Origin of the sequence: Vibrio sp. F13, from assembly GCF_020806305.2 — a bacterium.
In the GTDB taxonomy this organism is placed as follows: domain Bacteria; phylum Pseudomonadota; class Gammaproteobacteria; order Enterobacterales; family Vibrionaceae; genus Vibrio; species Vibrio crassostreae_C.
Genome location: NZ_CP170175.1, coordinates 2,551,466 through 2,569,537 on the forward strand (window position 1 = coordinate 2,551,466; position 18,072 = coordinate 2,569,537).

Annotated in this window: 18 protein-coding genes; 8 read left to right on the top strand and 10 right to left on the bottom strand. The window is 45.4% G+C overall.

What is annotated here, in order from left to right; translation table 11 throughout:
* The first annotated feature begins 38 nt into the window (after positions 1-38).
* Positions 39-806 (top strand): DNA polymerase III subunit epsilon, encoded by a 768-nt coding sequence (gene dnaQ / locus LMH68_RS11860; protein WP_017060722.1) that lies wholly within the window; start codon positions 39-41, stop codon positions 804-806.
* A gap of 9 nt (positions 807-815) precedes the next feature.
* Positions 816-2,063: a TIGR03503 family protein gene (locus LMH68_RS11865; protein ID WP_065583988.1), complete on the top strand. Its 1,248-nt coding sequence runs from the start codon at positions 816-818 to the stop codon at positions 2,061-2,063.
* A 128-nt stretch (positions 2,064-2,191) separates the two neighbouring features.
* On the opposite strand, the gene fadE is transcribed toward LMH68_RS11865, so the two are convergent.
* On the bottom strand, positions 2,192-4,657 hold the full coding sequence (gene fadE, locus LMH68_RS11870; RefSeq protein WP_029235127.1) for an acyl-CoA dehydrogenase FadE: 2,466 nt from the start codon (positions 4,655-4,657) through the stop codon (positions 2,192-2,194).
* A gap of 329 nt (positions 4,658-4,986) precedes the next feature.
* Between fadE and lpcA the strand changes: the two genes are divergently transcribed.
* Both lpcA and LMH68_RS11880 read left to right on the top strand, forming a co-directional pair.
* A complete protein-coding gene (lpcA, locus tag LMH68_RS11875) occupies positions 4,987-5,562 on the top strand; it encodes a D-sedoheptulose 7-phosphate isomerase (RefSeq protein WP_017063379.1) in 576 nt (191 codons plus the stop codon).
* 67 nt (positions 5,563-5,629) lie between these two features.
* A complete protein-coding gene (locus LMH68_RS11880; RefSeq protein ID WP_229647147.1) occupies positions 5,630-6,475 on the top strand; it encodes a class II glutamine amidotransferase in 846 nt (281 codons plus the stop codon).
* Positions 6,476-6,635: 160 nt separating this feature from the next.
* Here LMH68_RS11880 and purN read toward each other — a convergent pair whose 3' ends face one another.
* Positions 6,636-7,322 carry a phosphoribosylglycinamide formyltransferase gene (gene purN / locus LMH68_RS11885; protein ID WP_102482471.1) on the bottom strand — a complete coding sequence of 229 codons (687 nt, stop codon included), beginning with the start codon at positions 7,320-7,322 and terminating at the stop codon, positions 6,636-6,638.
* A 120-nt stretch (positions 7,323-7,442) separates the two neighbouring features.
* Positions 7,443-8,483 (bottom strand): phosphoribosylformylglycinamidine cyclo-ligase, encoded by a 1,041-nt coding sequence (gene purM, locus LMH68_RS11890; protein ID WP_229647146.1) that lies wholly within the window; start codon positions 8,481-8,483, stop codon positions 7,443-7,445.
* A gap of 169 nt (positions 8,484-8,652) precedes the next feature.
* On the opposite strand from purM, the gene upp reads away from it, so the two are divergent.
* Positions 8,653-9,279 (top strand): uracil phosphoribosyltransferase, encoded by a 627-nt coding sequence (gene upp, locus LMH68_RS11895; protein WP_004734318.1) that lies wholly within the window; start codon positions 8,653-8,655, stop codon positions 9,277-9,279.
* Positions 9,280-9,428: 149 nt separating this feature from the next.
* Here the strand turns inward: upp and LMH68_RS11900 are convergent, their stop codons facing one another.
* A complete protein-coding gene (locus tag LMH68_RS11900; RefSeq protein ID WP_229647145.1) occupies positions 9,429-10,667 on the bottom strand; it encodes a uracil-xanthine permease family protein in 1,239 nt (412 codons plus the stop codon).
* 278 nt (positions 10,668-10,945) lie between these two features.
* Between LMH68_RS11900 and LMH68_RS11905 the strand changes: the two genes are divergently transcribed.
* Positions 10,946-12,211 (top strand): DUF2066 domain-containing protein, encoded by a 1,266-nt coding sequence (locus LMH68_RS11905; RefSeq protein WP_229647144.1) that lies wholly within the window; start codon positions 10,946-10,948, stop codon positions 12,209-12,211.
* Between the two features lie 119 nt (positions 12,212-12,330).
* On the opposite strand, the gene LMH68_RS11910 is transcribed toward LMH68_RS11905, so the two are convergent.
* The 4 genes from LMH68_RS11910 to LMH68_RS11925 all read right to left on the bottom strand — a co-directional run bounded on the left by LMH68_RS11910 (position 12,331) and on the right by LMH68_RS11925 (position 15,361).
* A complete protein-coding gene (locus tag LMH68_RS11910; RefSeq protein ID WP_004734315.1) occupies positions 12,331-12,768 on the bottom strand; it encodes a DUF2069 domain-containing protein in 438 nt (145 codons plus the stop codon).
* Positions 12,765-13,358 (bottom strand): NAD(P)H:quinone oxidoreductase, encoded by a 594-nt coding sequence (gene wrbA / locus LMH68_RS11915; RefSeq protein WP_108110913.1) that lies wholly within the window; start codon positions 13,356-13,358, stop codon positions 12,765-12,767. The genes LMH68_RS11910 and wrbA overlap by 4 nt, the downstream gene beginning before the upstream one ends.
* Before the next feature lie 6 nt (positions 13,359-13,364).
* Positions 13,365-13,715 (bottom strand): arsenate reductase (glutaredoxin), encoded by a 351-nt coding sequence (arsC, locus tag LMH68_RS11920; protein WP_017084132.1) that lies wholly within the window; start codon positions 13,713-13,715, stop codon positions 13,365-13,367.
* 191 nt (positions 13,716-13,906) lie between these two features.
* The gene (locus LMH68_RS11925) at positions 13,907-15,361 is read right to left on the bottom strand and encodes a tetratricopeptide repeat protein (RefSeq protein ID WP_229647143.1); all 1,455 of its coding nucleotides are present in this window, start codon (positions 15,359-15,361) and stop codon (positions 13,907-13,909) included.
* Between the two features lie 178 nt (positions 15,362-15,539).
* Between LMH68_RS11925 and LMH68_RS11930 the strand changes: the two genes are divergently transcribed.
* Positions 15,540-15,779: a sulfurtransferase TusA family protein gene (locus LMH68_RS11930; protein WP_004734311.1), complete on the top strand. Its 240-nt coding sequence runs from the start codon at positions 15,540-15,542 to the stop codon at positions 15,777-15,779.
* Positions 15,772-16,848: an AI-2E family transporter gene (locus LMH68_RS11935; protein WP_017084129.1), complete on the top strand. Its 1,077-nt coding sequence runs from the start codon at positions 15,772-15,774 to the stop codon at positions 16,846-16,848. Before LMH68_RS11930 ends, LMH68_RS11935 begins: the two co-directional genes overlap by 8 nt.
* Before the next feature lie 138 nt (positions 16,849-16,986).
* Here the strand turns inward: LMH68_RS11935 and bcp are convergent, their stop codons facing one another.
* Positions 16,987-17,457, bottom strand: coding sequence for a thioredoxin-dependent thiol peroxidase (gene bcp / locus LMH68_RS11940; RefSeq protein ID WP_017079430.1), 471 nt, complete (start codon positions 17,455-17,457; stop codon positions 16,987-16,989).
* Between the two features lie 12 nt (positions 17,458-17,469).
* Positions 17,470-18,012: a glycine cleavage system protein R gene (locus LMH68_RS11945; RefSeq protein ID WP_017079431.1), complete on the bottom strand. Its 543-nt coding sequence runs from the start codon at positions 18,010-18,012 to the stop codon at positions 17,470-17,472.
* Positions 18,013-18,072 lie beyond the last annotated feature (60 nt).

Genomic DNA, 18,072 nt, shown 5'->3' on the forward strand with positions numbered 1-18,072 from the left:
CAAGCACATTATCGGCATAGTCTGACACAGTTATCCTTATGAATACCAGTAGCACTCCAGAACAAAGCACGAACGAAAAAAACAGTTCGAACGAAAATAAGCGCATTGTTGTACTCGATACCGAAACCACCGGTATGAATACAGAAGGTGGCCCTCACTATATGGGTCACCGCATCGTTGAAATTGGTGCAGTAGAGATCATCAACCGTAGGCTGACCGGGCGTCATTTCCACGTCTACATCAAGCCCGATCGTGCGATTCAAGAAGAGGCGATTGGCGTTCACGGTATTACCGATGAATTCTTGATTGATAAGCCTGAATACCAAGACATTCATAAAGAGTTTCTCGACTTTATCAAAGGTGCGGAGCTGGTGGCTCATAACGCGCCCTTCGATACGGGCTTCATGGACTATGAGTTTGAGAAGCTCAACCCAGCGATAGGTAAAACGGATGACTACTGTAAAGTTACCGATACCTTGGCAATGGCGAAGAAGATATTCCCAGGTAAAAGAAACAACCTAGATATCTTATGTGACCGTTACGGTATCGATAACTCGCACCGCACTCTCCACGGCGCATTGCTCGATGCGGAGATCCTAGCCGACGTCTACTTATTGATGACGGGTGGTCAAACTTCGCTGCAATTTAACGCTGGTCAACAGGAAGGTGAAGCCGAAAGCATACGAAGAGTAGAAAGTGGTCGAAAATCCCTAAAGGTTTTACGAGCTACGGCCGATGAAGTAGAAGCGCATCAAAGTCGTTTAGATCTCGTCGAGAAAAGCGGAAGCTGCCTCTGGCGTCAGTAGGGAGAAAGTATGTTAAGGGTATTGGCTACCGGTTGCTTATTGCTGTTAAGTTTTGGCTTACATGCAGCAACAGAATCCGTTATGAGTTTATTGGACAACCGTTTTCGAGTTGATCCCAGTATTGAACAAGTCACCTTTGTGATTTATCGAGCCGATAACTCTAAACCTGTCGTTTTGGTTCGCCCTGATGGCAAGAAATACTACTCTTGGCGCAATGCTGATAATGTCCGTTGGTACGAAGAATCGTCCATGGACATTATCTCTATCGACAATCCGATGCCCGGCCCTTGGCAAGCGATAGGTAAAGTTTCCCCTAAGAACAATATCAAGCTGCTGTCTCATCTTGTTTTGGATGCTAATGAGTTCCCAGATAAGTTGTATCAAACAGAGCGCATCAAATTTACCGCTCGACTGACTTCTGATGGCAAGCCGCTGGTGCTGCGCGATTTTCTCGATCGCGTGAAGCTTAAGGTTACCTTTACTAAGTTTGTTGAAAACGAAGAGTCTTTGGTGAGAGAAGCGCGCCCGGTGCCGGTTGTGATGGGCGAGTTTGCCGATGATGGCGCTGATCTTGATGAAAAGGCCGGAGATGGTGTGTTCACTGTCTCTTTGCCAATTGATATCGAGCCCGGTAAATACCGAGCGCGTATTACCTCTGGTAATGGCGTGTTCCTGCGAGCGCAAGAGCAAGAAGTCTTGGTTTACCCAACACCGATCACTAGCACCTTCATTCAATCACGAAAAGAGGGTTTACCTCATACTATTGTGGTGTCTGGTGAACAGGGGATGATCGCACCGAGCTCGTTAGCGGTTCATGTTGAGCACAAGGCTTCTGATGAATATGTGATGTACAAGCAGGGGCAAGCTGAAGTCGACGCAATGAAAGTCGCTTTAGAGGTGCCTTATAATGGCGATTTAGGAATTTATAATTGGTCAGGGATGGTTTATGCCACTGATGCTTCAAGTCAGCGCCCGCTGATTTTTCCAATTACCGAGCAGTCGTACAGCGTTGTTGAAGATATCGACTTAGCAGAGTCACGACGTCTTCAAGAAGAAGCTCTTGCTGAACAGAAGCGTATCGCAACAGAGTTGATGATCCTTCAAAAACGTGAAGATGACAGACAGCGCAGTATGATCATTATTGCGGTGGGTAATGTGGTCGCTATTCTATTGGGCTTATTGATTTGGTTTGTGGTTCGTAAGGTCAAGGCGAAGAAAAAAGCGTTACCTGAGATGCAGCTCAAGGCGCCCAAGTAACTCGCTTAGATGATTAGATTGTCTAGAGAGAATAAGCTGCTAGATAAAGCATTGGAATTTGTGGCAACGAAATCATGAACAAAAAAACGGGACTCATAGTAGTCCCGTTTTTGTTTCTTTTTCTGGCCTTAAGCGACGTTATCAATCGATTGGTCTGGGTACTGAGATTTTGCTGCAAGCTCCTCTGGTGAGAAGTCATCCACGTTAATCGTGTACAGTCTATGTTCCTCAGCGCTAATCAGAAGATTTGCTTCGTCTTGCGTTAAGATACCTTTCTCAAGTCCCAACTGAGCAACAAGATCAAGTCGTAAGAAGGCACGTTTTTGATGTGTCTCTTTGCAGACTTTGTCGAACAGAGGTTCAGCTTGAAGAATCACTTCTAGCGCTTTTTCAATCTTACCTACTGGGTTGTATTCCGTCGCTTCTAGGTATTGGCCGCGACCTATACGAGAGCGTGTTTCGCTTGGTGTTTGTAGAATGTGCGCAACTTTGCTATCGAGCTTGTCGTTTGGAGCACGACGGATACGACCAAATGGCATTAGCACAACACGAAGCAGACGACCAATCACAGGGTTAGGGAAGTTCGCTAAGAATTCATCAATCGCCACTTCAGTCTGACGTAAGCTATCTTGCATCCCCCAATGTACTAACGGTAGATCTTCAGCGTGGCTGCCTTCACTTTCAAAGCGCTTCAACGTTGCTGAACCGAGGTAAAGTTGACTTAAGATATCACCCAGTCTTGCTGATAAACGTTCTCTACGCTTCAGTGATCCGCCTAGAACTGCCATTGAAATATCAGACAGTAGCGCTAGGTTTGCACTGTAGCGGTTTAGCTGTTGGTAGTAACGCTGTGTCTGTTTATCTGTTTTATTTGAAGGTGTTGGCGCATCAGAACCACGACCATCGGTTAAACCAAACCACAAGCTGCGGACTAGGTTGCTCATCGTAAAGCTAACGTGCCCTGCTAACGCTGAATCAAACTTATCAAGCGCATCGCTGCTTTCAGAATAAGCCGCTTCCATTTCGTTCAGTACGTAAGGGTGACAGCGAATCGCACCTTGACCATAGATGATCATTGAACGAGTCAGGATGTTTGCGCCTTCAACCGTAATCGCGATAGGCGAGCCTTGGTAGCCACGAGCTAGGAAGTTCGATGGGCCTAAACAAATGCCTTTACCACCGACGATATCCATCGCATCAATGATGCTGCGCTGGCCACGGTGAGTACAGTGGTACTTAACGATTGCAGAGATAACCGAAGGCTTTTCACCAAGGTCGATGCCCGCAACGGTTAGGTTACTTGCAGCGTCCATTACATAAGCGTTACCTGCAAGGCGTGCAAGTGGCTCTTCAACCCCTTCCATGCGGCCAATAGGCTGTTTGAACTGACGGCGGATACGAGCGTAAGCGCCAGTTGCAAGCGCGGCAGACTTGATGCCACCAGTTGAATTTGAAGGCAGTGTGATACCACGACCAACCGACAGGCACTCAACCAGCATACGCCAGCCTTGACCGGCCATTTTCTGACCGCCAATGATGAAATCGATAGGCACGAAGATATCGTCGCCTTGCGTCGGGCCATTTTGGAAAGGTACGTTTAGTGGGAAGTGGCGGTTGCCAATTTCTACGCCTTTTAAATCCGTTGGGATAAGCGCACAAGTGATACCAAGATCTTTTTGATCACCAAGCAGGCCATCCGGGTCACGAAGTTTAAAAGCTAAGCCTAATACCGTCGCGACAGGCGCGAGAGTGATGTAACGCTTGTTCCAAGTTAGGCGCATGCCGAGTACTTCTTCGCCTTGCCAGTCGCCTTTACAAACCACACCGTAATCTGGAATAGAGCCAGCGTCTGAGCCAGCTTCTGGGCTAGTTAGTGCGAAACAAGGGATCTCTTTACCTTCCGCTAGGCGAGGCAGGTAGTGGTTTCTTTGTTCTTCTGTACCGTAGTGTTGTAAAAGCTCACCAGGGCCTAATGAGTTAGGTACGCCAACCGTCGATGACAATACACTAGAAACGCCTGTTAGCTTCTGTAGAACCAAAGATTGAGCGTAAGCTGAGAACTCTAAGCCGCCGTATTTTTTCTTGATGATCATGGCGAAGAATTTATGGTCTTTCAGGTATTGCCATACTTCTGGTGGCAAATCAGCAAGCTCATGAGTGACTTGGTAATCATTGACCATTTCACACACGATATTTACTGGACCATCTAAAAACGCTTGCTCAGCTTCAGAGAGTTTCGGGTCAGCAATGTTCTGAAGTTTCTTCCATTCAGGTTTGCCTTTGAACAGCTCTGCTTCCCACCATACTGTGCCGGCTTCTAGTGCTTCTTTTTCTGTCTGAGACATCGCCGGTAGAACTTTCTTAAATAAAGAGAGTGCTTTTTGGCTGATCAGTGTCTGACGAATGGTCGGTACAGCAAAGATCGCAACGGCTAATAGATAGCAAAGCCAGCCGGTAACAGCCACGCCGCCAAGCAGTGTTAATGCTACCATTGCGCCGGTTAATACAACTAATGCACGTACCAGACTAACTCTATGGTAAAGACAGACGCCTAAGATGGCGGTCATGCCGAGTAGGGAGAGCAATATGTTCATGATCGATTTCCTTTTCAGAGATCACTTATTGTTATTAAGTTTTAGGTAAGAGGTCTAACCAGTCAAGTGTAAACAAAATATTAAATATTTGTAAAACTCCAAGGTGAGTAAAAAGTGATCTCAATAGAGTTAAAATTCTAATTGTGAGAGGTTGGTGGCGAATATTTGGACGGATTTACAACGACAAGTTAATTAAGGTGGCAATCTTTGGGCTTAAGTGTCGACACTATTTCATGTTTGTGGGTAAACTCAGGTAAAAGAGGGAAAAACCCTCAGCTCTCATTTCACGTACCTTAAGTTGCGTAAAAAAAATATAAGAGATAAGCCTTATGTACCAAGACCTAATCAAAAGTGAATTGAACGAAGCTGCTGACGTTCTTAACAAGTTCTTGAGTGATGATCACAACATTGCTCAAATTGAAGCGGCTGCAAAACTGATTGCTGACTCATTCAAACAAGAAGGCAAAGTGCTTTCTTGTGGTAACGGTGGCTCACACTGTGATGCGATGCACTTCGCGGAAGAGCTAACAGGCCGATACCGTGAAAATCGCCCGGGCTACGCTGGCATTGCGATTTCAGACCCTAGCCACTTATCTTGTGTGAGTAATGATTTTGGCTACGACCACGTGTTTTCTCGCTATGTAGAAGCGGTGGGTCGTAAAGGTGATGTGTTGTTCGGTCTGTCGACTTCAGGTAACTCTGCCAATATTCTAAAAGCGATTGAAGCTGCTCAAGCTAAAGGCATGAAGACGATTGCATTGACGGGTAAAGATGGCGGCAAAATGGCGGGTTGTGCTGATATCGAAATCCGAGTACCACACTTTGGTTACGCAGATCGTATCCAAGAGATTCACATTAAGATCATTCATATTGTGATTCAGCTTGTTGAAAAAGAGATGGAATAATAGTTTTACAGACATTTGGAACCCATGTTTGTGGCTCCATTGGTTTTAATAGGGAGTAGATTAAACCATGTGTGAATTGCTCGGTATGAGCGCGAATGTGCCAACTGATATTTGTTTTAGCTTTACTGGTCTTATGCAGCGTGGAGGCAATACTGGCCCGCATCGTGATGGCTGGGGTATTACCTTCTATGAGGGAAAGGGTTTTCGTACATTTAAAGATCCTAACCCTAGCTGTGAATCAAAGATTGCTGAGTTGGTTCAAAACTACCCAATTAAAAGCCAAGCCGTTGTCAGTCATATCCGTCAAGCGAACCGTGGTGGTGTTAATCTAGAGAATACACACCCTTTTACTCGTGAGCTTTGGGGGCGATACTGGACCTTTGCTCACAATGGTCAATTAACGGATTACGACGATCTGATTAGTGGTCGTTTCAGACCGGTTGGCGAGACAGACAGTGAGCTCTCCTTCTGTTGGCTACTCAAACAACTTGAAGAGCGTTTCCCTGAGCCACCTCAAGACATGGAAGGTATGTTTCGCTTTGTCGCTGAGTGTTGTGATCAGCTAAGAGAGAAAGGCGTCTTCAACATGTTACTCAGTGATGGCGAGTACGTGATGACCTACTGTACGAATCATTTGTACTGGATAACAAGACGCGCGCCTTTTGGTAATGCGAGCCTGATTGATGAAGATGTTGAGATAAACTTCCAAGAAGAGACCACGCCAAATGATGTGGTCACTGTGGTAGCAACTCAGCCTCTAACATGCAATGAAGAGTGGTTTAGAATGAAGCCGGGCGAATACGCGTTGTTTCATTTTGGTGAGCTGATCGGCAATAACCACAAAGCATTGGAAGATGTTGCTTATGCACCTAAAAAGGTTGCAAGCCAAGCACCAACTGAGCCATTGAGCTAAACGTTCCGAATAGTATCATTTTTGATCTGAACAAAAGAAAGGCCGCTTACTGAACTGATAAGTCAGTAAGCGGCCTTTTTGTTTTCTGATTTTTAAGGGCTGCTCTTCAGTGATTTACTTTTTATTCCGTGATTTACTATTGCGCGAACAGCTATACAAATTACTCTTCTGCGTAACCGTGATTGCCTAATACTTTACCGTCTAAGACAGCTTGCCCGTTTACCATCGATAAACGACCTTCGGCAAACCATTTACAGACCATAGGGTAAATGCAGTGTTCTTGAGTCAGCACTCGACTTGCTAACATGTCAGCATCATCATCTTCAAATACTGGCACCTTAGCCTGTAAGATCACAGGGCCACCATCGAGTTCTTCGGTAACAAAGTGAACGCTGGTGCCGTGTTCTTTGTCTTGCGCATCAATGGCACGCTGGTGGGTGTGTAGGCCTGGGTACTTAGGTAACAGAGAAGGGTGGATATTGATCATTTTACCCGCGTAATGACGAACAAACTCTGAACTCAGAATACGCATATAGCCCGCGAGTACAATCAGGTCGGGTTGGTAAGCATCGATCTGAACCATCAATTCATGATCAAACTCTTCACGGGAGTTAAATTCTTTTGGATTCACCGAGTGAGCGTCAACACCTGCTGATTTTGCACGCTCTAGACCAAAAGCATCCGCTTTATTTGAGAAAACGGCCTTAACAGAGGCGTCAATCGTGTGGCTGTCACAGGCATCCAAAATGGCTTGCAAGTTACTTCCGCTTCCTGAGACTAAAACGACGATGTTTTTCTTAGAGTGACTGTTATTCATAGAATGGCTGTTCTTCATAGAGTGGGTCATGCGATTGGTTAACTGAAGTATTTACAATGTACCTACATAAACTAAGGTTTTCTGCGGGCTAAATAGCAAAATGAGGACCATAAGGTCCTCATTGATTAACTAAGTAAGTGAGCGTATCACTTATTTGATTTCTACTTGCTCTTCGCCAGCTTCAGAGTTTGCGATCTCACCGATAACCCAAGCGTTTTCGCCTTCAGCTTTCAGTAGTTCAACAGCAGCGTCTGCTTGATCTTTAGGTAGAGCAACAACTAGGCCTACACCACAGTTGAAAGTGCGGTACATTTCAAATGTCTCCACGTTACCTTTCTCTTGTAGCCAGTTGAAGATAGCAGGCCATTCCCAGCTCTTGCCATCAATGACTGCTTTAGTACCTTCAGGAAGTACGCGTGGGATGTTTTCCCAGAAACCACCACCTGTGATGTGCGAGATAGCATGAATGTCATGCTCAGCAATCATCTTAAGTGCCGACTTGATGTAAATCTTAGTAGGTTCTAGTAGGTGCTCACCAATAGTACGACCTTCTAGCTCTTCACTTTTATCAGCACCAGAAACTTCTAGAACTTTACGAATTAAAGAGTAACCGTTTGAGTGTGGACCACTTGAACCAACAGCGATAAGTGCGTCGCCTGCAGCTACTTTAGTGCCATCGATGATGTCAGCTTTTTCTACGACACCAACACAGAAGCCAGCAACATCGTAGTCATCGCCTTCGTACATGCCAGGCATTTCAGCCGTTTCACCACCGATTAGTGCACAGCCAGCTTGAACACAACCTTCAGCGATACCAGAAACAACGTCTGAAGCTGTATCTACATCTAGCTTACCTGTTGCGTAGTAGTCTAGGAAGAATAACGGCTCACCACCTTGAACGATTAAGTCGTTCACACACATTGCCACTAGATCGATACCAATGGTGTCGTGTTTTTTCAGATCCAAAGCAAGGCGAAGTTTAGTACCAACACCATCAGTACCTGAAACAAGTACTGGCTCTTTGTATTTCGTTGGAAGTTCACATAGGGCGCCAAAGCCACCAATACCGCCCATTACTTCAGGGCGACGAGTGCGTTTAACAGCACCTTTGATACGGTCTACTAGTGCATTACCTGCGTCGATATCAACACCAGCGTCTTTGTAGCTTAGAGAAGAAGTATTACCACTCACGGGATAGTCCTCGAACTTAAGTTGGATGTGAAAACGGCGCTATTCTAACAGGGCTTGATTACCAAGAGCAAACGTTTGCGCGGTTTTTTTTATTAGAATAAAGATTCTGAAATAACCCCACAGTTCGTGTATAATCTACAGGTTTGTTTAAATATTGCCGGAGTTGGAAATGAAAGTTGTTGAAGTGAAACACCCGCTAGTAAAACATAAAATTGGCCTGATGCGTGAAGGTGACATTAGCACTAAGCGTTTTCGTGAGCTAGCGACAGAAGTGGGTAGCCTTCTAACATACGAAGCGACATCAGATTTTGAAACTGAGCGTGTGACGATTAACGGTTGGAACGGTCCAGTAGAAGTTGACCAAATTAAAGGTAAAAAAGTAACTGTAGTGCCAATCCTACGTGCTGGTCTAGGCATGATGGACGGCGTTCTTGAGCACATCCCAAGTGCACGTATCAGCGTTGTGGGTATCTACCGTGACGAAGAAACGCTTGAGCCAGTACCATACTTCAACAAGCTTGCATCTAACATCGACGAGCGTATTGCTCTAGTGGTAGATCCAATGCTTGCGACGGGTGGTTCTATGATCGCGACTATCGACCTTATGAAAGAGAAAGGTTGTAAGCACTTTAAGATTCTTGTGCTTGTAGCGGCTCCTGAAGGTATCGCTGCTCTAGAAAAAGCGCACCCAGATGTTGAGCTGTACACGGCTGCAATCGATGAGAAGCTAAACGACAAGGGCTACATTGTTCCTGGTCTTGGCGATGCTGGTGATAAGATCTTCGGTACTAAGTAATTCAGTTTTGGTTTAAGTTAATTTAAAGAGTTTTAAATTTAACTGAACCTGCTTAATTAGCCGTATAAATAAAAGGGAGAGCATTCGATGCTCTCCCTTTTTTGATCTTGTTAGGTTGTGATTCTTTTGAATCTAGCCTTACCGATAAATTAATCGATTTGAGCTTTGTCTACTACGGTGTTATCGCCTAATTCTTCTGGAAGGACTAGGTTAAGTAGGATTGCCACGATACCGCATAAGCTTACGCCCTGTAGGCTAAAGTCGCCGATGCCAAATGCCATGCCGCCAATGCCGAAGACTAACGTAATACCCACAATCACAAGGTTGCGTGATTTGTGTAGGTCTACTTTATTCTGAATTAGAGTATTCAAGCCTACCGTCGCGATAGAACCAAACAGTAGAATCATGATGCCGCCCATCACAGGAACTGGGATCGTTTGCAGAAGAGCACCTAGCTTACCTACTAGAGCCAGAACAATCGCTGTTACTGCTGCCCAAGTCATGATCACTGGGTTGAATGCTTTAGTCAGCATTACAGCACCCGTTACTTCACTGTAGGTTGTATTGGGTGGCGCGCCCAGCATAGAAGCGGCAATCGTTGCCACACCATCACCAGTAATAGTGCGGTGTAAGCCTGGCTTCTTAAGGTAGTCTTTACCGGTTACGTTCGAGATAGCAAGCATGTCGCCCACGTGCTCAACAGCAGGTGCAATTGCCACAAACACCATAAAGAAGATAGCGTTGATGTTGAACTCTGGTGCAGTGAAGTTTGGTAGTGCTAACCAAGCTGCTTGAGCTACGGGAGTAAAATCAACGACACCGTATACCAAGCTCGTTACGTAACCCGCAACAATGCCACCAAAGATAGGCAATAATTTAAGGAAGCCTTTCGAGAACACACTGATGACAATCGTCACTAGCAATGAAATAGACGAGATCCATAACGCGGCGTCTGCATCGATAAGTTGAACCGCACCATCGCCGGTTTTGCCTAGCGCCATGTTTACTGCAACAGGCGCAAGACCTAAGCCGATAACCATGATCACAGGGCCAACCACGACGGGTGGAAGCAGTTTATGGATGAAGGCTACGCCACGCACTTTAATCAACGCGCCCATTAAGACATACACAACACCAGCCGCCATTAGGCCGCCCGTGGTTGCACCGACACCCCAAGTTTGAATACCAAACATGATAGGCGCGATGAATGCAAAAGAAGACGCTAAGAAGATTGGCACTGAACGGCGTGTAATAAGTTGGAATAAAAGGGTGCCGATACCCGCGCCAAAGAGTGCAACGTTGGGATCGAGTCCAGTCAGTAGCGGCACTAATACAAGCGCACCAAAAGCTACAAACAGCATTTGTGCACCTTGCAGAGCATTCTTCATGTTATGTCCTTAAAAATGGTCGTTATATGAAAAGTGAAAAATAAAATTCGCGGGATTCTATCACTTAGCAATCGATTGCCACACCAAATAGATCAAATTTATTTATCTTAGTGATATTTTATATTCGTCAAAGCTCGAAAAATTCAGTTTATAAGTGAGCGATTTATCATGGCCAGGTGATATTTTGTGGTTATTAAACACAGTGGGCGCTATCGACCTTGCCCCTCAATCCATAGTTGCTTATCATCTAGGCACAAGATTTGAATATTAGGATCAGTATGCGCTACATAGCATTGTTGTTGATGGGACTATTAGCCTCTCCGAGTTATGCATTAACTCAAGTAGATATCTTTAGTGCTGAAGTTGCGATTAACGCTGAAAACAAACAGCCAGAACAAGTGGCAAGAAATACCGGCATGGAGCAGGTTTTGATACGTGCGACTGGCCAAACTGATGTCGCTTCGAATGAGACGATTCAAAAGGCGATGCGTAAGAGTTCGCAGTACATGTCTCAAATGAGTTTTGGTGAAAGCAATTACCAATCAACATTGCGCATGCGTTTTAACGGCGCTCAAATCCGTTCGCTACTGACTCAAGCGCAACTGCCGTACTGGCCTGATACTCGCTCAAATATCCTTGTTTGGCTGGTGGAAGAACAGAATTACGACAAGAATATTGTGTGGGAACACTCCAACTCACAATTAGCGGCAGGTTTACAAGCCAACGCAAAAGAGCGCGGTTTGCCTCTAACGCTACCAGTGGGTGATTTTGATGACATTACGGGTATTGCGACCTCTGATCTTTGGGGTAGCTTTGTTACACCGATCAGTAAAGCGAGTCAGCGTTACCCGGTTGATGCTGTTCTGGTGATAAAAGCTCAATCTTCAGGTCTACGTTGGACTCTATACGATCAAAAGCCAAACCAATTGACGAGCGCACCAAAATCGCCAGTCAGTGGTTCGCTATCGGGCAACAGCGCGACGACTTCTAAGAAACTTGTCGACCAAATCAGTAACTACTACGCAGGTAAAAGTGCGGTTACAGTAGCAAGTGAATCATCAGAGTCGATTTTAACGCAATTTATTAGCCTGAATAATGCACAAGACTTTTTCCAATTGGAGAATGCACTTAAGCGTTTAAACTCGGTGGCAAGCTTAGATATTCTGAAAATTCAGAATAACGAAGTAACTTTTCGAATTCACTTATTGTCGACTCAACAAGAGTTTGAGCAAGAAGTGGAAAGCATTCGCCAAGTCGCAAAGGTTGAAGAATCTTATATTGAACCTGAAGTGAGCCCTGAATTTGAAACGCAAGACAACACCATGTCTGTAGGCGATGATTCAGCAGCTGTTACTGATACGACCCTGGACGATGGCGCAGAAGCGACGGCTAACGAAGCTGACCCAAGTGTTCAAGTCATCAAAGGTAGTGAGTTATCAACTGAAGCGGATGCTGAGCTAACGAATACGTCTGGCTCGGAAGTGCTAACAGTTGTTGCGCCAGTACATGCTAAGCCAAGCCTAGTATACGAATGGGTTCGCTAGTGATTGTCTTCTGACATGACCGATTGAAATGAAAAAGCCCTGCAAGAGAAATCTCGCAGGGCTTTTTGTTTGTTGTCACTTTTTTCTATTGATACTAGATCAGGACAACCTAATCCAGGTTACTGCTCGAACTTAGCTTTCTCGGTCTTTTCTACTTCAGAAAGGCGCTTAAGTTTGATGCCTAATTCTTTGGCTCGAAAGCGAGTAAATAAGATATTGCCCGCGAAGCCTAGAGTCGTCAGAAGCAGTTCTACAGCCGCTAATAAGCGCTCGCCACCGTCTACATACAAAATAGTTAATGCGTGTAGGAAGTAGAGCATTAAGACAAAGTTCGCCCAAGCATGCGTATAAGGTTTACCTGCTAGAATGCCCGGTAATGGCAGTAACAGCGGTATAGCCCAAGCGATCGCAAGCGTTACATTACTCAGATGAGGGTGCGGCGAAAGTGTCATCTGCCAAGCAATCACCCAGAATAAAAGCGACAAGTTGCCCGCTAAAGCAAGGTAGCGGAATAGCTTGGTTGTGGGAGACATCGCCTTCTCTGGCATATACATCATTGAGAAATTCCCTTCTGGTTTATTGCGATGCGCGCTAGGCGTTTGCCTAGGTTTTGCGCCAACTCAATTTCATCTTTGCTTAATGAAGCGCTCTCTCCGGTACTACTCGCACCATAGGGTGTGCCACCAGTTTGAGTGGTGTGCAGCGCAGGTTCTGAGTAGGGGATACCCACCACTAACATGCCATGGTGAAGCAGTGGCAACATCATGCTTTGTTGTGTGGTCTCTTGCCCGCCATGCAGTGATGAAGAAGAGGTAAACACGCAACCTGGCTTATCGATCAGATCGCCATTAATCCACAGTGATGTTGTACTGTCCCAAAAGTGCTTCATAGGTCCAGCCATGTTGCCAAACCAAACCGGACTGCCTAGCGCTAAACCATTGCAAGAACGGAGCTCTTGCAGTGTCGCAATTGGATCGGTCGGCTGATAACGCGAATCAGGCTGCTCTTCTGCTGTGTATACGTCGTTCACTGTTCTTAACATGGCTTCGCAGTTCGGGATAGATTCAACCCCTCGTGCAATTTGCCTTGCTAGCGCTCGTGTGTTGCCGTGGCGGCTGTAGTAGAGAACAAGAATGTTGATGCTCATATCGGCTTACAGAATCTCTAGCACTTGCTCTGGTGGACGACCAATCTTTGCTTTGTTGTTCGCAACAACAACAGGGCGTTCAAACAGTTTTGGATTTGTCGCCATTGCTGAGAATAGATCTTCATCGGTAACCGATGCATCGCCAAGATTAGCCTCTTTGTAATCCGCTTCTTTGGTGCGCATCATTTCGCGAACACTGTCAAAACCAAGCTGCGTGAAAAGCACTTTAAGTTGCTCGATAGTTAAAGGCGTATCTAGGTATTTGATAACTTCTGGCTGTACGCCGTTTGTTTCAAGCAGTTCTAGAGTTTGACGGCTCTTTGAGCAGCGTGGGTTATGATAAATCACGACGGACATGGTTCTTCCTCATTATTATTTTTGATTTAATTGTTCAGTTGAAGCAATTGTTCAGTTGAAGCAATTGTTCAGTTGAAGCAATTGTTAAGTTGAAGCAATTGTTAAGTTGAAGCCACTTGAGTGGCTTCTTTAACTATGTAACGTTGAGCTTTCTTTTTCTTCTGACAACGAACCGCTGCCAATAAATACACTTACTGTAACGACAAGAAGCGTTCACGCTGAATCATTAGTTGATCAATTCGGGCGTCGTAACGTGCTTGTTTTAGGCTGCCGAGCTCTGCGATTTGACTAGCCTGCGTATAGTACTGAATCGCTTTGTTCCAGTTGGCTTGCAGTGCCAAGATCTCTGCACGAGCAGCCAGCTCTTCGTCGCTATTACCCAGGCTTGTATTTACTTTTGAAAGTAGGTGCCAGCCGTTGGTGTCGTTCGGGTTATCGTGCGTGTAACGTTGCAACACGCGAACGGCTTCCTGTAGGTCTTCATTTTCAATCAGCGCATTGGCGTAGTTAATGGTTAGAACAGGGTTGTTTGGTTGGCGAACCAGTGCTGATTCGAGTTCTTTAATCGCAATCTCAGGCTTTTTCTGTTCAATATGGAGGTCTGAAATGGCATCTAGATAAAACAGGTTGGTTGGATCGCTGTTGATGAGCTTGGTCAGAATCGGCTCAGCTTTATCTAATTTTTTAGAATCTAAGTAAACCAGTGCTTGGCCATACTCTAATGATGGAACCAAGGCTTTAGGTGCTTTCTTCAGCTTACGTTCAAACCAATCTAGAGCAGCATCATTATTAATGCCCGCATAGCGCGCGACAATGCGAGCTCTTGCTAGATGGTAGTCCAGTGATGGGGCCAGTTTTAGTGGCGGATAGCTGCGAGCGCGAACGCGTGAATCGGTGATTCGATCTTCTGGTAATGGGTGAGTCAGCAGCATTGGGGGGGGTGTGCTGGCATAACGGTATTCATCAGCCAAACGACCGAAGAAACGCGGCATCGCATTCACATCGAACCCTGCTTTCGCCAGTGTATTGATACCAAAGCGGTCAGCTTCTTTTTCATTACTACGGGTGTAGTTGATCTGGCTTTGCATGTTACCAGCGGTTGTGGCAGTTAGAGCTGCGATACCTGCTTCAGGTGCTGCAATGGCCAATAATACAGAGGCTGCTAGCGCTGCGATGGTTGCTGGAGAACGACGCGCTTGATCTTCCATACTACGCGCTAAGTGACGTTGGGTAACGTGCGCGATTTCGTGCGCCAATACTGAAGCCAACTCACTTTCAGATTGTGCATGCAGGAACAGACCTGAGTGCAAAGCAACATAACCACCAAAGAATGCAAAGGCGTTGATGTTGCGGTCTCGGATCATAAAGAACTGGAAAGGTGTCTTTACATCGTTCGCGCTTGCGACAAGACGATGGCCAAGCGTATCAATGTACTGGTTGAGAACCGGGTCGTTTACGATAGGCTGGCTGCTTCTGATGATGCGCATGTAGGCATCACCATAGATAAGTTCTTGGTCGATAGTGAGGGTGCCGCCAGCAGCGGTGCCGATATCGGGTAGCTCCAAACTGTTGGTATTCGCCAACGTTGGGGTACTTAATGTAGCTGCGATGCATAAGCAAGCAATTGAGCGAGCGCGTTTAAACATATTAGTCAGTAATACTCCGTTTCTTCTGACAGTAAGACAAGTGCAATGCAAATTGGTTCTTTATCTGATGTAACCTTTGCCGAGTGCGTGCGCTATCATGAAGGAAGATGAATGAATGATGGCGCGTTTTCAAAAACAGATTACAATACGACCCTTATAATAAGCATCGAGCTCAAGAATGACACCTAATATTCTAGATTTACGCCAAGAGCGCTGTCCAATGGCACTATTATTAGCCAAGCGTCACAGTGTAAAGTTAGAAGTAGGGCAATCATTGTCAATTTATGTCTCTGATAACAGCTCAATGAAAGATATTGTTACTTTTTTGTCTAAGCAAGCCTATGACGTCATCACTGAGGTTTGTTCTAATTACTATCATCTCCTCGTCACTAAAAAGGAATTGCAGTCAGATGCTTGAAATGGTCAATCGTTGGTATAAACGACGTTTCTCTGATCCCCATGCTGTCAGTTTGGTTGCCATCATTCTCTTCGGCTTTATTACGATCTACTTCTTTGGTCATCTCATCGCGCCATTGTTGGTGGCTATTGTATTGGCTTATTTACTTGAGTGGCCGGTTACCCAACTCCAAAGACTTGGTGTTCCAAGAACGCCATCGGTGATGCTGGTCATCATGATGTTCTTTAGCCTGATGTTGCTGGCGCTGTTTGGTTTAGTGCCGACCATTTGGGAGCAAGTGGGTAACCTCATCAATGATATTCCAAGTATGTATGGCGGCTTACAGAAGTTCATCGCGACCATTCCTGAGCGTTATCCTGAGTTAGCAAACTTGCAGATCGTTGAATCGATTGTGTCTAATGCGAAAAACAAAGCATTAGGCTTTGGTGAAAGTGTTGTTAAAGGTTCTTTGGCTTCTCTTGTGAGCTTGGCTACGCTTGCGGTTTATTTGATTCTTGTGCCGCTGCTTATCTTCTTCTTACTAAAAGATAAAGAAGAGATGATCAGCATGGCGAGTGGCGTGTTGCCTAAAAACCGTCGTCTAGCGACCAAGGTTTGGGTTGAGATGAACCAACAAATCTCGAACTATATTCGCGGCAAGGTACTTGAGATCTTGATCGTCGGTGGTGTCAGCTACGTGACCTTTGCTATTCTAGATTTACGTTATTCAGCTCTGCTGGCTGTCGCGGTTGGCTTCTCGGTACTGATTCCTTATATCGGTGCGGCAGCTGTGACCGTTCCAGTTGCGATTGTTGGCCTGTTCCAGTGGGGATTAGAGCCTCAGTTCTACTGGCTGTTATTGGCTTACGGTATTATCCAAGCGCTAGATGGCAACGTGCTCGTTCCTGTTCTGTTCTCTGAAGCCGTGAATCTGCACCCAGTCGCGATTATTGTTGCGGTGTTGGTGTTTGGCGGACTGTGGGGATTCTGGGGCGTGTTCTTTGCTATCCCGTTGGCGACGCTAGTTAAGGCGGTTTGGAATGCCTTACCGAGTCATGCTCTCGACGATGACCCTGAGCATCAATCATAATTGAAGATCAATACAGTTGAGTAAGTATTAAAAAGGCCGAATATCTATGATATTCGGCCTTTTTGTATTTGGCTTAGTCAATTGTGAACTTAGATCATCTAGGTATGAAACTAGGTCATCAACTCACTAGAAACAACATTAAGCTTCTGGATTGAAGTAGTCTAGAACCACTTCGTGGTGAGTCTTAGTCTTGAACTTGTTGAAGACGTGTTCAATCTGACCTTCTTCATCAATTAGGAAGCTAATACGGTGCAGACCGTCGTACACTTTGCCCATGAATTTCTTCTCGCCCCAAACGCCAAACTGCTCAGCAACGCTGTGGTCTTCATCTGATAGCAGTGTGAAGTTTAGAGATTTCTTCTCGACGAAATTTGGTAGGCGTTTTACTGGATCAACACTCACACCTAGAACAACCACATTTAGGTCATCAAGCTGTGCTTTGATATCACGCAGACCTTCAGCTTGCACAATACAACCTGGAGTCATTGCTTTTGGGTAAAAATAGAAAAGGACTTTTTTACCTTTGAAGTCACCAAGAGATACGATATTGCCATCTTGATCAGGAAGAGAAAAAGCAGGTGCTGGAACACCAGCCGTTAGCGTATTCATGATATTTCCTTTTTAAAAACTGTTTTTGATAAAGTTGAGCGAGCCTTGTACGGATAGGCTCTGACACAGCGCGTCAAATTCTTCTTGTAGCTGCATCAAATTACATTCTGATTGCACAGAAGCGGTAATAGAGATATGGAATTGGTCGTTATCGAGTTGAACCTTAGATTTATTGATGGTTCGTGCACTTAACGAATCGAGGCCGATGTTTCGGTCTGCGAAGAACTGGGTAAACTGCTCAGTAAGTCCGATTTTATCGTCTGACTCAACGAACACCTCTACTGTGTAAGAGTTCTCAATAACATCATGAGTTGAGGTTCGCTTCATAATCGTAATCAAGTCGTGCTCTTGTCCAAGCAAGGGCAAGGTGGTTTCAACGCGGGTAATGTTGTTTGCCTTTCCAGACAGCAGCATGATAAGCGTAAATTCTTCGCCAAACAGGGCGATACGGCTATCAATAATGTTACAGCCTGATTGGGTGACTAAATGAACCACTTGGTTGCATACACCTGGGCGATCAGTGCCCACAGCTGTGATTACTAGATGTTGAGTCATAAAATCACGTCTCTTTATATTCCATTGATTCATGCATGTTAGCACAGTTAGCTCGTGGAA

Coding starts and splice junctions, on each gene's coding strand:
- LMH68_RS11910 (WP_004734315.1), bottom strand. CDS start 12,768: ATGATGTATATGCCAGAGAAGGCGATGTCTCCCACAACCAAGCTATTC.
- LMH68_RS11905 (WP_229647144.1), top strand. CDS start 10,946: ATGCGCTACATAGCATTGTTGTTGATGGGACTATTAGCCTCTCCGAGT.
- wrbA (WP_108110913.1), bottom strand. CDS start 13,358: ATGAGCATCAACATTCTTGTTCTCTACTACAGCCGCCACGGCAACACA.
- LMH68_RS11945 (WP_017079431.1), bottom strand. CDS start 18,012: ATGACTCAACATCTAGTAATCACAGCTGTGGGCACTGATCGCCCAGGT.
- LMH68_RS11900 (WP_229647145.1), bottom strand. CDS start 10,667: ATGAAGAATGCTCTGCAAGGTGCACAAATGCTGTTTGTAGCTTTTGGT.
- arsC (WP_017084132.1), bottom strand. CDS start 13,715: ATGTCCGTCGTGATTTATCATAACCCACGCTGCTCAAAGAGCCGTCAA.
- lpcA (WP_017063379.1), top strand. CDS start 4,987: ATGTACCAAGACCTAATCAAAAGTGAATTGAACGAAGCTGCTGACGTT.
- dnaQ (WP_017060722.1), top strand. CDS start 39: ATGAATACCAGTAGCACTCCAGAACAAAGCACGAACGAAAAAAACAGT.
- LMH68_RS11880 (WP_229647147.1), top strand. CDS start 5,630: ATGTGTGAATTGCTCGGTATGAGCGCGAATGTGCCAACTGATATTTGT.
- LMH68_RS11925 (WP_229647143.1), bottom strand. CDS start 15,361: ATGTTTAAACGCGCTCGCTCAATTGCTTGCTTATGCATCGCAGCTACA.
- fadE (WP_029235127.1), bottom strand. CDS start 4,657: ATGAACATATTGCTCTCCCTACTCGGCATGACCGCCATCTTAGGCGTC.
- LMH68_RS11865 (WP_065583988.1), top strand. CDS start 816: ATGTTAAGGGTATTGGCTACCGGTTGCTTATTGCTGTTAAGTTTTGGC.
- purN (WP_102482471.1), bottom strand. CDS start 7,322: ATGACCCACTCTATGAAGAACAGCCATTCTATGAATAACAGTCACTCT.
- LMH68_RS11930 (WP_004734311.1), top strand. CDS start 15,540: ATGACACCTAATATTCTAGATTTACGCCAAGAGCGCTGTCCAATGGCA.
- upp (WP_004734318.1), top strand. CDS start 8,653: ATGAAAGTTGTTGAAGTGAAACACCCGCTAGTAAAACATAAAATTGGC.
- LMH68_RS11935 (WP_017084129.1), top strand. CDS start 15,772: ATGCTTGAAATGGTCAATCGTTGGTATAAACGACGTTTCTCTGATCCC.
- bcp (WP_017079430.1), bottom strand. CDS start 17,457: ATGAATACGCTAACGGCTGGTGTTCCAGCACCTGCTTTTTCTCTTCCT.